The sequence below is a fragment of the Legionella nigrisilvae genome (assembly GCF_977063395.2).
Genome location: NZ_CDRUGZ020000027.1, coordinates 206,216 through 221,206, shown reverse-complemented (window position 1 = coordinate 221,206; position 14,991 = coordinate 206,216). Strand labels below are relative to the sequence as shown.

The following is a 14,991-nucleotide window of genomic DNA, read 5'->3' as shown; positions in this document are numbered from 1 at the left end:
AGTTTAGAATTTTCCACATAATTTTATTTACCCAATACAATACCAGGCAAAATTTGTTCAGGCATTGTTAGAACTGGCTGCTCCATACTGGAAACCGGATAAGCGCAATAATCTGTGGCAAAATAAGCACTGGGCCTATGATTTCCACTTAGCCCAACCCCTCCAAATGGAAGGCTACTGGCTGCTCCTGTTGTAGGTCGGTTCCAATTAATTAATCCAGCGCGTATTTGTTGATAAAATTGATCATAGTGTTGCTCATTATTACTAATCAAGCCCGCAACTAAACCGTAACGGGTTTGATTAGCCAACTTGATGGCTTCATCAAAATGATTGTAACGATATATCTGCACTAAAGGAGCAAAAATTTCCTCATCTGGGGGATTTTCAAAGTGTGTCATATCAATTATGCCTGGTGACAGTAGGCCAGTCTGTTCAGCAAGTAAAGTCATTGGTAAGAGGGAAGAGCCACCCGAGTCAACCAGTTTTTTTTGACTCTGAAGATGTTTAGTGGCTTGTGCATGACTAATAACGGGGCCCATGAAGGGTTCTGGTGTTTTATCAAAAGGGCCAATCTTAAGAGATGAGCATGTTTTGATAAAATTATTTAAAAATTCATCACCCTGGTGTGTGTCTGGAATAATGACGCGTCGTGCGCAGGTGCAGCGTTGACCTGCCGTAAGCAAAGTGGAGAGCAAGGTATGATAGATGGCCGCATGAAGATCAGGAATTTCATCAATGACTAAAGGATTATTTCCCCCCATTTCAAGAGCTAAAATTACTTCAGGTTTATCGCTAAATTGTTGATGGATGCGTAACCCCGTTGTATAACTTCCTGTAAAATATACGCCTTGAATATCTTGTGAAAGTAAAGCTTTCCCACAAGAGGCATCGCCTTGTAAACAATTAATCACTCCGGGCGGTATTTTGCTTTCATGCCAACACTGCATAATAAATTCAGCGACCGCTGGTGTCTGCTCACTTGGTTTATAAAGAATTGTATTGCCTGCAAGAAGGGCTGGAACTATGTGTCCATTACTTAAATGGGCGGGGAAATTAAATGCGCCAAGCACCACTACGACCCCTTGGGGTTTAAAACGAAGACATGCATTAGCTTCTGTGGTTTTGGTTATTTTTGTCCAAGTTCGCTCATGGTATGCTTGTATGGATAAATTAATTTTTCCTATAACAGCATTGACCTCAGTATGAGCTTCCCATAAAGGTTTTCCCGTTTCTAAAGCGATTAGGTGTGCTAGATGATCACGATTTTTATCAATTTCTTGTGCAAATTTGTGGGTATAATGGGCTCGTTTTTCGAAATCCAAAGAGGACCAAGGAGAAAGTGCTTGTCGTGCTGCGTCAGAGGCAGCTGAAACTTCTTGAGCTGTAGCATTTGTGCCTTGCCAAAGTATGGTACCATAGCTAGGGTTTATGGATTCAAGTGTAGTTCCATGACCTCTTATCCATTGACCATTAACATATTGTCCTTTTCCATAGATTATTTCACCTTTAGTCATTTACCTCTCCACTCTCACATTGTAAAGGAGCTATTCGTAATTGATTTCCGCATTTGACTTGGAGGAGATTAGCTGTTTCTTTACTAATAATGCAGGTATTATTTTCTTTATTGACTAGCGCACTATTAATAGTTGCTCGAAAATTCAATTGGGTATTTGATAATAAATAACTAGTGCTACTCACCTCATCACTAATATTTTTAATGGTTACAACTTGGCTAAGTTCGATGGTTTTAATTTGTGATAAGGGAACCTCAAGGGTAGGGCCAGCATCAAAAATATCAATATACTTATTATATCGAAAACCTTCTTTTAATAAGATGTTCATAGCTGCTTGAGTGGAAGGATGGGCTTGTCCAATTACTGCTTGGGCTTCCAGCGACAGCAATTTAATGTATAAAGGATTTCGTGGCATTAAATCAGCTATAAATTGTTTGTCAGTTGCTAGAGTAAGTCGATCGGCATCTTCAAAAGACATATGAAAAAAATGGCTTCCCACATTTTCCCAAAAAGGTGATATACCCTTCGCATCTGAGATTCCCCGCATTTCAGCAATTACTGTTGAGGCAAAACGTTCAGGATGCTGGGCGATAAATAGGAAACGTGCTTTGGATAGCAATAAACCATTTTTATTTTTTCTATACTTCGGTTCTAAAAAAAGCGTGCAGATTTCACTTCGGCCTTGATTATCATTCACTAAGCTTAAAACCTCATAATCACTACGAATATTTAATGAGCGACTAATTCGGGTACGTTTGGAAATTTTATAAGAATAGAAAGGAGCCTCATGACCGGTATAGGATTCAATTCCTGAAACACCGATTATTTTTTTACTTTTAGGGTTTTCTAAAACAAATAGATAATATTCATTATTTGGCTTTTCAATATTTTTTTTAAATGAATCAGTGGACCAGTGAAGTCGTTTTGCCAATATTTCCTTATCTTTAGAAAGTGTCGTGATTCCTACACCACTTTCTTCGGCCAAATGATGAATGGCATCTAAATCTGTATTGCACGCACTACGAAATAGCATCATTTTTTAAATCCTCTAAGCCACCTTGAGCAAGGTCGAGTAAGAGTAGGGCACTAAGTGCAGCACGTTCAGACAGACTATCGAGTAGTATATATTCATCTGCACTGTGGATATTTCCTCCCCTGACTCCCAGTGTATCTAGGACGGGTAAACCGTGTTGTGCTAAGTTATTTCCATCACAGCAGCCCCCACTATCTTTCCAATCTATAGATAAACCGAGCTCTTGTCCTAAATGTTGAACACGATGAAACAGACGTTCTGTACCTGAGCACACACGTTTAACGGGCCTACCAAATACACCATGTATACTTAAAGAATAGTCTGGACGTTTTAATTGAACAACAATATTATCAAGTTCGCTTCGTACCCAAAATTCATCTTCAGGCAGACTGATTCTAATGTCAAGTTGCGCTACCGCTTTGTCAGGAACTACGTTAAGTGCTTCGCCACCTGCGATTTTTCCTACGTTGATGGTTACTCCATTACGCTTTCCATTAAGAGCGTGTATGGCACTTATCGCTTCAGCTAAGTAACAAATTGCATTTCGTCCTTCTGCAAAATCACGTCCTGCATGAGCTGCTTTGCCAGTAGCGATGAGTGTTAGTTTTCCGCTTCCTTTACGATTTTTAGCTAAAGTTCCATTTGCGGTCATGGCTGGCTCGTATACTAGAGCTGCTTGGTAATTAGATGCCAGTTTATCAAAAAGTATGCTGGATGCTGGTGATCCAATTTCTTCGTCTGCATTAATTAAAACATCCCAACCCAGTTCTGTCGCGCAGTCGTTCAGTTCAAAAGCAGATAAGGCATGCAACATCACGATAAGCCCACCTTTCATATCAGTAACACCAGGCCCGTTGATACAGTTATCATTAATATAAGTTAATTTCTGGAATGGATTATTGACAGCATATACAGTATCCATGTGTCCACAAAGTAAAACACGACGTTTTAAGTGGGGCCGTTTTCTGATGAATAGAACATCCCCACAACTTTGGAGTGAAGTAGTTCCGCACATATCAATAACTGAGAGGGGTTGCAATTTTTTTTTATCAATTGTATCTGCAAGGGGCAGATAGACTTCCTTCAGTAGGTTAGCCATGGAGGCTAATCCAACTAAATTCGTAGTCCCAGAATTAATCTCACAAAATTGATGGAGTTGTTTCACCATCATGCCTTGTTTGTTTTTTATTATATTTATCAGCTTATTATATGATTTAATCACGGGTTTTGGCTTAATGCTAAAAATACAGAATAGCTGAAATTAGGTGGCTTAACAATCTATTGTCCTATTGCGCCAGAAAGAAAAAATGCACGCAATTCGCTCCTATCCGATCATTTCATCCTCCATCCAATGATGCCTGGAGGATGCATTCCATTCAAAAAAATTTTTATTAGGGTACTGAAGATTGTTGTTTTGGAGCTGGAGACGGATTATTTATAGGCCATATTTGAGGTAATGCCATGAAACCGAGTTTACTAAGCAACCCCTCTGGTTTGGTTTGTTCCTCAGTTTTGACAGGGTTCAGTTCTGGATTAACACTGGAGTCAACACGTTTATCCAGACTTTGTAGACGCTGAAGTTGCCTTTCTTGAAGTTCGAGTAACTTATTAAAACGTTCTGTACTCGCTTTCAATTCGGATTTAACTTCTAAAAGTTCAGATTCTACTTTGCAAATACGCTCTGCTACTTGATCGAAACTTGCTGCTTTTTTATCCAAGAAAGAATTAAGTTTTTCTTGAAAAGAAAGCCTTTGATTTGAATCAGTTATAGCTGTGCTAGATAGAATTCTTACGGTACCCTCTAAAGTGGAAGCAATCTTTTTAGCTTTTTCTACCTCAGCCCCCATAGATATTCGTACCTCAGATAACTCAGATGTTTTTTGGGACAATAACACCAGACTTCTTGAATGCTCATCTCGAGCTTTCATAAGTTCTTTTTGGGTTGTTTCAAATTGCTTATTTTGTTTTTCAACATCCAGTTTTAAAGAGGCTGCTGTTTTTTCAAGCTCGTCTTTTGTTTTACGAAGTAATTTTTCGGTTTCTACGTACACTTCAACTTGAGCGCTCAATGTTTCAACTTCTTCATTCAACCTTGAAATATTTCTAGCTAATTTTTCATTTTCTTCTTTAAATCGTTCGATTTCAACGGCTAGTTTTTTACGAATAGCATCTAATGCACCAATAGTTAACTCAAGGATTTCTGCGACCCCAAAAATCCCTTCTTTTAATTTTTGAGCAATGTTTCTCGTATGATAATGATGGTCATCAAGAACGATACCGCTGGTAGTGTATGCTAAGGCGCTTACACCACTAATTGTAACTAGAAATCCAATGTGAGCTGCTGCACCTATGATTAAGGTTGGTCCTGATATGGCAACCCCACCTATAATTCTCTGCCATAAAGGCAACTCTCCCCAAAACGCAGCCGCCCGGGAAATAAGGCTTGGATTATCTTGTAAACTTTCCACTATTTCCCCCAAGCTTTTTTTGACTTGGGCCAAGTGTTGTTGAGTTAAAGCAATACTTTGAAGACTATCTAGGTCATGTTCAGGTGAATCTGGGTTGAGTAATAATTCTTTTGCCGCATCGGAGAAGTTCATCTGTGATAAAGCTTTTTCAATGACGACTCTATTAGTATTAGAGAGGTTTGTATCACTCTTTATAAGTACATCAAGTTCTTGTTCTTTAATAGACATAACACCAGCTCCCTGTGTTTAAGAATCTCCCTGTAAATTCTATTTTTAACCACAAGACATGAATAAGCAAGTAAAAAATTTGTTTTCATGGAGTTATTTTAAGACAATGGTGCTAGGGAAAAGTAGCGCAATTTTTAGCTCTGTAGCGTTGAAGTAAATTCTGCTATTTCTTCGCCCAGTTTATTTCTGCTTTCGTAGAATAATCCTTTGTTTTGTAGGGAAGTTCCTTTATCAATCATTCCCTCAGAGAATCCCAAAGAAGGAATAAGAAGTATATAGCCGAGTAAGGACACCATTATGCCGGCGAGTTCATATAAAATGGGATGATTTATTTTTAGGGCATCGGTTAGTGTTTTGTAGATTTCAATGGACTCTTTAGACGGAGTATTTACGAGTTCAGAGGTACGGGAAATGATTTCGAGTATGAGCTCGTCGCTACCCGACTTTTGCCGATCTAACTTCGCTACATTATTTAATAAATCAAGACCCACTCGCTTAATGTTTCCTTCGGGTAGCTTTTCAAATTGTTCTTGAGTTTGTTTAAGTCTTTTTTTAAGAAGTTTCTTTGTTTGTATCTCAGGGCAGTTCATATCACGCCAGTGAATTAACCAAGATTTCTTCTTGTTCATAATTAAATCTGAGTAATTTGCATTGACATACGTATTTAAAGCGTTCCATATGATTTTTCGATGAAAATTCATACCTCTTCCTTTTACATTTGCAGCTGCTGCATCTAAAGAACGCTCAAATTCTTTTTTAGTTATAGGTTTTTCTAACCTAAAGGACTTCATCAAATTATAGTATGTAGATGATAGGGCGCCACGATCTATTGCATCTTTGCAAGAAAAATTGAAACTTTTAGGTTGGACTTTTTTTATGATGTAATTGGGGAGCTCATATTTGACGAAGTGCACCCAAACTGCTTGTTTTTCTGCGGAAGATATAGAGCTTCTATGGATAAGCCCTTGTGCCTTAAAACTCTCCAAAAGTAGATGTGTTAAAATTTGCTGTTCATCAGTCCCAAACAATAATGCTCTTGCTGCGGGGCTAATGTGGAAATCAGAAACGACTTTTTTATTTGTTCTCTCTCCCGCTATATCTAGAAATTCATTAAATACAGCTCTGGTGGATAAAGTATCATCTATTTTTTCGAAGTCGGAGGACTCCATTAAACCTTCATTTGCTGGAAGGGTAATGACTAAGACCTTGAGGCTCGGATCGTCTTCAAGTTTATGTAGTGCTAGAGTTAAATCTCTTTCTTTAGCTCCAGCTATATCATACTTACTTCGATCCAACCCCAAATTATTAAAATAGATATGACATATTTGTTTATTCGATCTTTCGGCATTTATTTGTAACCAACGTTCAAAAAGAGGGCTGATGCGAGTTTTCCCACTATGGCGCTGGGCTTGGGTGCTAAAACGATACTCTGTTGGATCTGAAGGGTCCTGATAGGAAAAGTTTTTGATTGTTGGCAGATTGGTTTCTTGTTGGGGTTTAAAGTCATCCGAAAATAAAGAATAAAGACGACGGTAAATTCCACCTTCGCTATGGGGAGAGTGTCGATTAACTTTTTTATCAATGTCTTTTATTGTTTTTTGAATTTTTTTTTCTACATTGGATTTCCGAGGATGTATTTTGGCACCAATATCATTTATCCAATCAGAAGATTCTTCGAGGATCTTGTTGTCATTGTGGTAAATCGCTAAAACTAATTCATCCAGCTTTTTAACTTGTTCTGCTGGATTGTTCTCAATATACGTCTCTAAAGCAGCGATACAAGACGAATATAAATTACCATAGGGATAAGCATTATTATACGGTTGCTTCATCACAGTGTGTAATTTGGAAAATTCAGGCAGGAGTTGCGCAATAGGGCATTGGTCAATTGCAGCTTTTAATTGAAGAAAATAAGTATAGCAGTTACGATTATGAAGTGCATCGCTAGTTAGATTTGCTGCATTTTTTGCGTTGGTGCTCATAATTTTTATATGATTGTGCAAATTGAGGTCATTATATAGAAAAGGGAGTCATATTGGAAGAGTCGTTAGAAGTATTGATACCGAGTACAAAAGTGGAATATCAAATTTTTTTAAATATTTGCCATCCTGAGTGGAAGGAAATTCTAATCACAGCATTGAAAACGATGGATCAGAATTATTTGTTTCAGTTAATTCATGATAAAAATTGGTTGCCGGGCGCAGAACGATTACTTGCGGCGTTCAATTTACCGTTGGCAAGAACTCAATACATTTTATTAGGAGAATCCCCATATCCTCGTAAAGATTCAGCAAATGGATATGCTTTTTGGGATAACTCCGTTGCGGACCTATGGAGTTCGACCGGGTTAAGTAAAACAGTTAATAGGGCAACTTCTTTGCGTAATTGGATAAAAATGATGCTTTGTGCCCGTGGCGATTTAGGTTTTAATACGTCACAAGCTGATATAGCCTTACTGGATAAAAATGATCTGGTGCAAACGGCCCAACAATTGTTTGAAGGTATGATGAATAAAGGTATTTTATTGCTCAATGCCTCATTGGTCTATAGTGAGGGTAAAGTTCCTTATCATGCTCGCCAATGGAAGCCTTTTATCCAAAGTCTGTTGGAGCAGTTAGTTCAAGTTAAACCTAATGTTCAGCTAATTTTATTAGGTAAAATAGCAGAAACCGCAGCTCAGAATAAATTGCCTATAGGACTTATTGCAGAACATCCCTATAATGTGAGCTTTATCACGAATCAACACGTGATCAATTTTTTTAAACCTCTGGATTTATTAAAATATGAGTAATTCTGAATCAACAATTAACCCTCAAGAAATTAGTAAGTTTGCTCAGCATGCTAACTTATGGTGGGATAAAGAAGGGCCATTGAAAACACTTCATGATATAAATGAAATCCGACTGGATTTTATTAAGCAACATGTTCACTTAAATGGTTTAAATGTTTTGGATGTTGGTTGTGGCGGTGGGATTTTATGTGAAGCTATGGCAGGTACTGGAGCAAATGTTACGGGTATCGATGCAGAACCTACAGCAATTTCTGTAGCACAAGAACATGCAAAAAAAAATCATTTGAACATTAACTACCAATGTACTTCAGTTGAAACATATAAAGATCAAAGTTTTGATGTTATTACCTGCATGGAAATGTTGGAGCATGTAGAAAATCCTGAGCTTGTTTTTGAACATTGTAGACGGTTACTTAAGCCTCATGGGTTTTTATTTGTATCAACAATCAGTAGAACAGTTAAAGCCTATGCTACTGCAATTATTGCTGCTGAATATGTATTGAATTTATTGCCAAAACAGACTCATGATTATAAAAAATTTATAAAACCCAGTGAGTTGTGTGCTATGGCCCGTCCTTGGGACTTTAATTTAATAGATTTGAAAGGTATGGATTACAACCCTTTTCTGAGAAAAGCTACGTTAGGGTCGGATGTAAGAGTTAATTATTTGATAGCTTTTCAGTAATAATAAACGAGCTAGTACTTATCTAAGACTGGAATTAAAAAAGCCAGTCTTAGATTCTTGAGATTCCGTTATGTGTCACTATGGGTATTCTGATTTTTTTCGGAAATTTGTTTCTTGTTATAACGCTCCAAATAACGCTGATGAGCGTATCTGGCTTGTTCTTGTGTCACTACATCTACTTCATTCCCATAAATATCAATACGCGCAGCATTCTCTTTTTGGCAGTTTAGATAAGCTGGTGAAGCACTATAGTAGCTTAAAGCCTCACGTATCGCTTTTTTGCTAAAAGGCGGGGTATCTAGTCGTTCGTAGAAGTCGATGATATCGTCAAATATTCCAATTTTCAGAGGTTTGATCTGATTCCCTTTTTTAAAAAAGGCATTTGGAAAATGTTCAATAAGCCAATCTATGACATTTAGTTTATCTTTTTTTACTGTAGTTAACGGTTGTTTGTCCATCATTTTGCTCTAAAGCGTAATCTAGATGCTGAATAAACTACCACATCTTTTGACATAATCAAGCACTTGTATGTAAAGACTGTTATTAGTTTTAGTTTTTTAGTTAAAAATAATACGCTTTATTGAAAACGTAGCACGTTTTTTTGCTCTATCTCGTGTAAGAGATTTCTCAATTCAAGCAAAGAGAATTGCTGCTTTCTTTGCCCTAGATTATAGTGATTTTTCATAACATACTGTTTTTTAACTAAAATTTTTAGAATATGCTTTTTGAGCCACTTAAAATTTGTTAGGGAAAGACACTGAGGTCTGCTTGCGCTTCTCATTATCTATGCTAAATTTTAAACATGGCTTGTATGGATATAAGTCACACAAATGGAATTGTAATCATATGGATATGATTTATCATGGATGATAATAAGAACTTTAACGTTCTTATACGGATGACTGCGAAAGCCAGGGTTTATGCCCTGGCTTTTTTTATGCTACTAAATAGCCTGATCGAGATAAAAACTTTTTATCAGGAAAATAGGCGAAAATCACAGACCCATTTTTAATTGTATTAATTACGGGTTTTGCTAAAGTTTGAGCGATCGCAGGACACCCCCAGGATAGCCCAGCGCGACCTGCTCGCTTTATGAAATCAGGTTCTACATACCAAGCTCCATGTATTACTACACGTCGACTTAATGCATTGTCATTAAATCCTTTATCTAAGCCCTGTAAATTAAGCGAATATCCTTTATGCCCTATATAGGTGTCTTTTGTAATGTAGGTACCTAAGCTTGATTGTTTGCTTGAAGGAATATTGGAAAAATGACTGGCCTTATTCACACCCGAATTTTTTCCGTGTGCCACATAAGTGTTATATAAAAGACGTTCTTTACGAATATCGAATACCCACATTCGTTGTTTGTTTGAGGGTAAGGAATAATCTATAACTGTAAGTACAGGCTTTTTAACAGAGCCTCTTTTACTTGCGTTTTGGTACGCAGTTAATGCAAGTCTTAAAACATTTTTATTCAATTGGGGTGCTTTATGGCTCAAATGTTGCAATTTGCTATTAATATCTGAATCTGACCTTGCTGCAAACGAAGGTGTGCTTGAGGTTATATTACTAGTTAAAATTACGGTTGAGATAAGAGTTAATAGAGTATTCATACTGCTCCTTTCTTCTATAAATCGCCGTTATAGTTTCTTCGAAAAAATGGTGATTATATTAACAATTCACGTAATTGTAAAATCATGAGTCCTTTATTTGCCCATCAGGGAAAAATATTACTCAATTCATATGCTTAACCCTGTATTGAAAAAATGTATAGATTAAACAATGGTCTATATGATTCAAAAAAGACCAATTTGAGTTGTCAAATTGAGCGCAAATAGATAAAAAAAAATTCAAAAAAAATAAATAAATACCAGAAAAATGATCGAAATTTAGGTATAATAACTCGATTTACCGCCGATTTATCTTTTGTTCCTAGGCAAAATAACCGGTAATGCATTCCATTTTAGATGGCGCTAAATTATACTTGGCTGTTAGTTTTTAAACTCTTTTAAACCCAGCATTGACTTGTACTTCTTTGTGTTTCAAGAGTGAACGGGAAAAAGATTAGTTATATTTGATTGCGGAGAATACTATGCTGGAAAAGCAGATCATACAATTACCAGAAGGCTTACGTGCTGCTATTAACCATGCCTATCGTATCGATGAGTTGCCTTTAATAACCGAACTTTGTGAAAAAGCGGCGTTAGGGCAACAGCAACTAATTAACATTAAGGATAGAGCTACAAAATTAGTTGAGTCAGTGCGCATGGAACGAAAAAAAAGCACGGGAATTGATTCATTTTTGACTGAGTATGCTTTATCCAGTGATGAAGGTATTGCTCTGATGTGTTTGGCTGAAGCACTATTACGTGTTCCTGATAGTGCTACAGTAGATAATTTAATTAAAGATAAATTGTCGGGTGGAGATTGGAAATCACATATAGGCCAAAGTGATTCATTCTTTGTTAACGCAACAACTTGGGCATTGATGCTCACAGGGAAAATACTCACTCCGGAAAAAGCCGAAACCACATTAACTAAATCTTTAATGAAGCTTGTTAATCGCAGCAGCGAAGCGGTTGTAAGAAAAGCAGTTGATAAAGCCATGCGCATTATGAGCAAACAATTTGTTATGGGACGCACTATTAGTGAAGCCTTAAGCCGAGCCAAAAAGAAAGAGGCGCAAGGATACCGTTATTCATATGACATGTTGGGTGAAGCTGCTCTTACATCAATAGATGCATTGCGTTACTTTGAAGCCTATAAGGAAGCAATTGAAACCATAGGAAAGCAGGCTGATAAAGACTCTGATGTATATAAACGTGCAGGTATATCTATAAAACTTTCTGCATTGCACCCACGTTATAACGAAAGTCAGCATGATCGCGTTATGGAGGAGTTACCCGTTAAACTACTCGCTCTGGCTCGATTGGCAAAAAGTTACGGAATTGCCCTAACGGTTGATGCAGAAGAGTCTGAGCGTTTGGATTTATCACTAGATGTAATGGAGCGTGTTTTTAATGATGCAAGTTTGGATGGTTGGAATGGTTTCGGTTTAGCGGTTCAGTCCTATCAAAAAAGAGCCTTTTATGTATTAGATTGGGTTGCCGCTCTTGCAAGAAGCAAGCAACGTCGAATCATGGTGCGATTGATAAAAGGAGCTTATTGGGATAGTGAGATAAAAAAGACACAAATGCAGGGTTTTAAAGAATATCCTGTATTTACCCGCAAAGTTTTTACAGATGTTTCTTTCCAGGCTTGTGCTAAAAAAATATTGACCATGACGGATGCCATTTATCCTCAATTTGCAACCCATAATGCCTATTCGGTGGCGATGATTTTAGATATTACTGGTGATTATCGAGACTTCGAATTTCAGTGTTTGCATGGAATGGGTACTGAGCTCTATCAACAAATAGTACCAGCCGAACGTTATGGAATCCCATGTCGTATTTATGCGCCAGTGGGAAGTCATGAAGATTTACTTCCCTATTTGGTACGTCGTTTGTTAGAAAACGGAGCAAATTCATCATTTGTAAACCGCATCGTTGATGATAACGCACCGATTAGTACGTTGGTTGAGGATCCTGTAGAAAAAGCCAGATCTTTATTGCATAAGATGAATCAAAATATTCCACTACCGGAGGATATCTTTCAACCCAGCAGAAAAAATTCTAAAGGGTTTGATTTTTCTGATCGTACTGAGCGAGCTCTTTTACAACAAAAAATGACCCAACTTAAATTGCAACAGTGGACTTCAGGCCCCATGATCTCAGGAACTGCATCACTTAAAGGTGAAAAGCAACGCGTTGAGTCGCCGCAACTCACTGAAAATATTATTGGAACCGTTCAAAATTCATCCCTAGAAGATGTGGAGCAAGCATTGGTACAAGCTGTGCAGGCATTCCCAGGATGGTCTAATACTCTTGTAAAAGAAAGAGCCGCATGTCTTAACCGTTTTGCTGATTTATTACAGGAACATTCCGCAGAACTTATGACCATCGCATGTCTAGAAGCCGGTAAGACCATGAATGACTGCATTTCAGAAGTGCGAGAAGCAATAGATTTTTGTCGTTACTATGCGATGCAGGCACAACAAATTTTAGCTGCTCCTTTGCGTTTAACTGGTTATACAGGAGAGCTCAATGAGCTTAGTTTGCATCCACGTGGAATCGCACTTTGTATCAGTCCCTGGAATTTTCCCTTAGCAATTTTTACAGGTCAGGTTGCTGCCGCCTTGGTTACAGGAAATTGTGTTATTGCAAAACCAGCAGAACAAACCCCATTAATTGCTGCTTATACAGTTAAATTAATGCATCGAGCAGGAATTCCAGAGGCCGTTGTACAATTGCTTCCTGGACCTGGCGAAACCATTGGGGCTGCATTAGTTTCCGACAAAAGAATTAAAGCAGTATTGTTTACAGGTTCTACGGACACAGCAAATCTAATTAATCGTACCTTAGCAACGCGTGGTGGTGAACTGATTCCTCTAATTGCTGAGACAGGCGGCCAAAATGCGATGATTGTAGACTCGTCTGCACTATTGGAACAGGTAGTAGTCGATGCGGTTAACTCTGCCTTCGGTAGCGCTGGTCAAAGATGTTCTGCGCTCCGCGTATTATTTGTTCAAGAAGAAGTATATCCACGAACCATTGCTCTTTTAAAAGGAGCTATGGCTGAATTGGTAGTAGGCGATCCCCGTTGGCTGGTAACTGATGTTGGGCCTGTGATTGATAAGGCTGCTTTATCCACATTAAAAAATCATGTGGAGCATATGAAAAAGCGTTTTGAAATTATTTACCAATGCCCTTTGGATGAATCTTTGGAGTCGGGATACTTCATGCCACCCACTGCGATTGCTATTGATCATATCAATGCATTGGAAAAGGAAGTCTTTGGTCCGGTATTACATGTAATCCAATTCAAACGAAAAGATCTCGATCAAGTTATTAAACAAATTAATGCAACAGGTTATGGTTTAACCTTGGGTATCCATAGTCGAATTAATGAAACAGTAGAATATATTAGACAAAATATTCATGCGGGTAACTGTTATGTAAACCGTAATATGATAGGTGCTGTTGTTGGATTACAACCTTTTGGTGGAGAGGGATTGTCTGGTACCGGTCCTAAAGCAGGCGGCCCAAACTATTTGATTCGACTTTGCCATGAACGCACTTACACAGTTGACACTACTGCTGCAGGAGGTAATGCAAGTTTAATGTCCTTACCTGATTAGTTTATATCTGGGGCGTAATTCAGTATTTTGATTGAGTTACGCCTAGATTGCTGGCGCAACAGGATGTTGCCATTGCTCATTCAGTGGAGTTATTAATGAATAAGATATTCTATGTAACCCAGGCTTTAATTTCTATGCTCATTTGTTGTGTTAGCAATACGTTGCTCGCAATGACTTTTGCTCCTCCTCAGTCGAATCAATTTATTTCTTATAATGACGTAGGTGAAGGTAAACCAATCGTATTAATCCACGCATTCCCTACAGATCAACGATTATGGCAGGCCCAACAAGAAGGACTTAAAGAGCGCTTTCGAGTGATTACTTTGGATCTATGGGGATTTGGTGAGTCCTCATCTGTGGATGGAAATGCCATTCCTATGACTGAATATGCCAACGAAGTAAAACAGTTATTAGATTACCTAAAAATAGATAAAGCAATTATTGCTGGAGAGTCTATGGGAGGTTACATTGCGCTAGCATTTTTAGATAAATATCCGCATCAAACGCTAGGATTAGTGCTTTCTAATACCCAAGCTGTGGCAGATAGTCCTGAAACAAAAGTAACTCGGGAAAAAACTGCACTTGATGTTCTTGAAAATGGAATGGAAAATTTGATAGAGGGTTTTATGATCAAGGCACTTGCATCTAATGTCTCATGGGAACTAAAAACTTATCTTCGTCATATTCTAAGCTTGCAAAAGTCAACTGCTGCTGCATCTGCCTTGCGTGGAATGGCACTCCGTGATGACACCTCATCTGTCCTTGCAGCAACAAGGGTGCCTATTTTAATTATTACAGGTGAGATGGATAAAGTGATTCCTCCACAACAAAGTATCGATATGCATTCACTTGCCAAAAATAGTCAATTAATTGTTTTGCCTAATACAGGGCATTTATCTAATTTAGAACAACCCCAACAATGGAATCAAGCAATAATGGATATGTTTGAATAGTAGTAAGTAGTTATTGCCCGGAGAAACTTGAAGATCCAGCCGTCATCTCATGTCTAGTGTAAGATGGCGGCTTTAGA

11 protein-coding genes are annotated in these 14,991 nt (G+C 37.9%); 4 read left to right on the top strand and 7 right to left on the bottom strand.

What is annotated here, in order from left to right; translation table 11 throughout:
* Positions 1-23 precede the first annotated feature (23 nt).
* From astD to ACWTE2_RS18195, 5 genes are all read right to left on the bottom strand, one after another.
* A complete protein-coding gene (astD, locus tag ACWTE2_RS18215; protein WP_454783781.1) occupies positions 24-1,514 on the bottom strand; it encodes a succinylglutamate-semialdehyde dehydrogenase in 1,491 nt (496 codons plus the stop codon).
* Positions 1,507-2,550 carry an arginine N-succinyltransferase gene (locus ACWTE2_RS18210; RefSeq protein ID WP_454783780.1) on the bottom strand — a complete coding sequence of 348 codons (1,044 nt, stop codon included), beginning with the start codon at positions 2,548-2,550 and terminating at the stop codon, positions 1,507-1,509. The genes astD and ACWTE2_RS18210 overlap by 8 nt, the downstream gene beginning before the upstream one ends.
* On the bottom strand, positions 2,534-3,769 hold the full coding sequence (locus ACWTE2_RS18205; protein ID WP_454783779.1) for a hydrolase: 1,236 nt from the start codon (positions 3,767-3,769) through the stop codon (positions 2,534-2,536). The genes ACWTE2_RS18210 and ACWTE2_RS18205 overlap by 17 nt, the downstream gene beginning before the upstream one ends.
* 169 nt (positions 3,770-3,938) lie before the next feature.
* On the bottom strand, positions 3,939-5,243 hold the full coding sequence (locus ACWTE2_RS18200) for a LegC2/C7 family Dot/Icm T4SS effector (RefSeq protein WP_454783778.1): 1,305 nt from the start codon (positions 5,241-5,243) through the stop codon (positions 3,939-3,941).
* 134 nt (positions 5,244-5,377) lie between these two features.
* Positions 5,378-7,225: a hypothetical protein gene (locus ACWTE2_RS18195; protein ID WP_454783777.1), complete on the bottom strand. Its 1,848-nt coding sequence runs from the start codon at positions 7,223-7,225 to the stop codon at positions 5,378-5,380.
* 53 nt (positions 7,226-7,278) lie between these two features.
* On the opposite strand from ACWTE2_RS18195, the gene ACWTE2_RS18190 reads away from it, so the two are divergent.
* Positions 7,279-8,034, top strand: coding sequence for a uracil-DNA glycosylase family protein (locus ACWTE2_RS18190; protein WP_454783776.1), 756 nt, complete (start codon positions 7,279-7,281; stop codon positions 8,032-8,034).
* Positions 8,027-8,719 carry a bifunctional 2-polyprenyl-6-hydroxyphenol methylase/3-demethylubiquinol 3-O-methyltransferase UbiG gene (gene ubiG, locus ACWTE2_RS18185; protein WP_454783775.1) on the top strand — a complete coding sequence of 231 codons (693 nt, stop codon included), beginning with the start codon at positions 8,027-8,029 and terminating at the stop codon, positions 8,717-8,719. Before ACWTE2_RS18190 ends, ubiG begins: the two co-directional genes overlap by 8 nt.
* 68 nt (positions 8,720-8,787) lie before the next feature.
* Here the strand turns inward: ubiG and ACWTE2_RS18180 are convergent, their stop codons facing one another.
* Both ACWTE2_RS18180 and ACWTE2_RS18175 read right to left on the bottom strand, forming a co-directional pair.
* A complete protein-coding gene (locus ACWTE2_RS18180; protein ID WP_182393655.1) occupies positions 8,788-9,177 on the bottom strand; it encodes a ProQ/FinO family protein in 390 nt (129 codons plus the stop codon).
* A gap of 477 nt (positions 9,178-9,654) precedes the next feature.
* The gene (locus ACWTE2_RS18175) at positions 9,655-10,335 is read right to left on the bottom strand and encodes a murein L,D-transpeptidase catalytic domain family protein (protein WP_182390704.1); all 681 of its coding nucleotides are present in this window, start codon (positions 10,333-10,335) and stop codon (positions 9,655-9,657) included.
* Positions 10,336-10,814: 479 nt separating this feature from the next.
* Between ACWTE2_RS18175 and putA the strand changes: the two genes are divergently transcribed.
* Together putA and ACWTE2_RS18165 are read left to right on the top strand one after the other, a co-directional pair.
* Positions 10,815-13,961: a bifunctional proline dehydrogenase/L-glutamate gamma-semialdehyde dehydrogenase PutA gene (gene putA / locus ACWTE2_RS18170; protein ID WP_454783774.1), complete on the top strand. Its 3,147-nt coding sequence runs from the start codon at positions 10,815-10,817 to the stop codon at positions 13,959-13,961.
* Positions 13,962-14,056: 95 nt separating this feature from the next.
* Positions 14,057-14,914, top strand: a complete 858-nt coding sequence (locus ACWTE2_RS18165) for an alpha/beta fold hydrolase (RefSeq protein ID WP_454783773.1) — start codon at positions 14,057-14,059, stop codon at positions 14,912-14,914.
* Positions 14,915-14,991 lie beyond the last annotated feature (77 nt).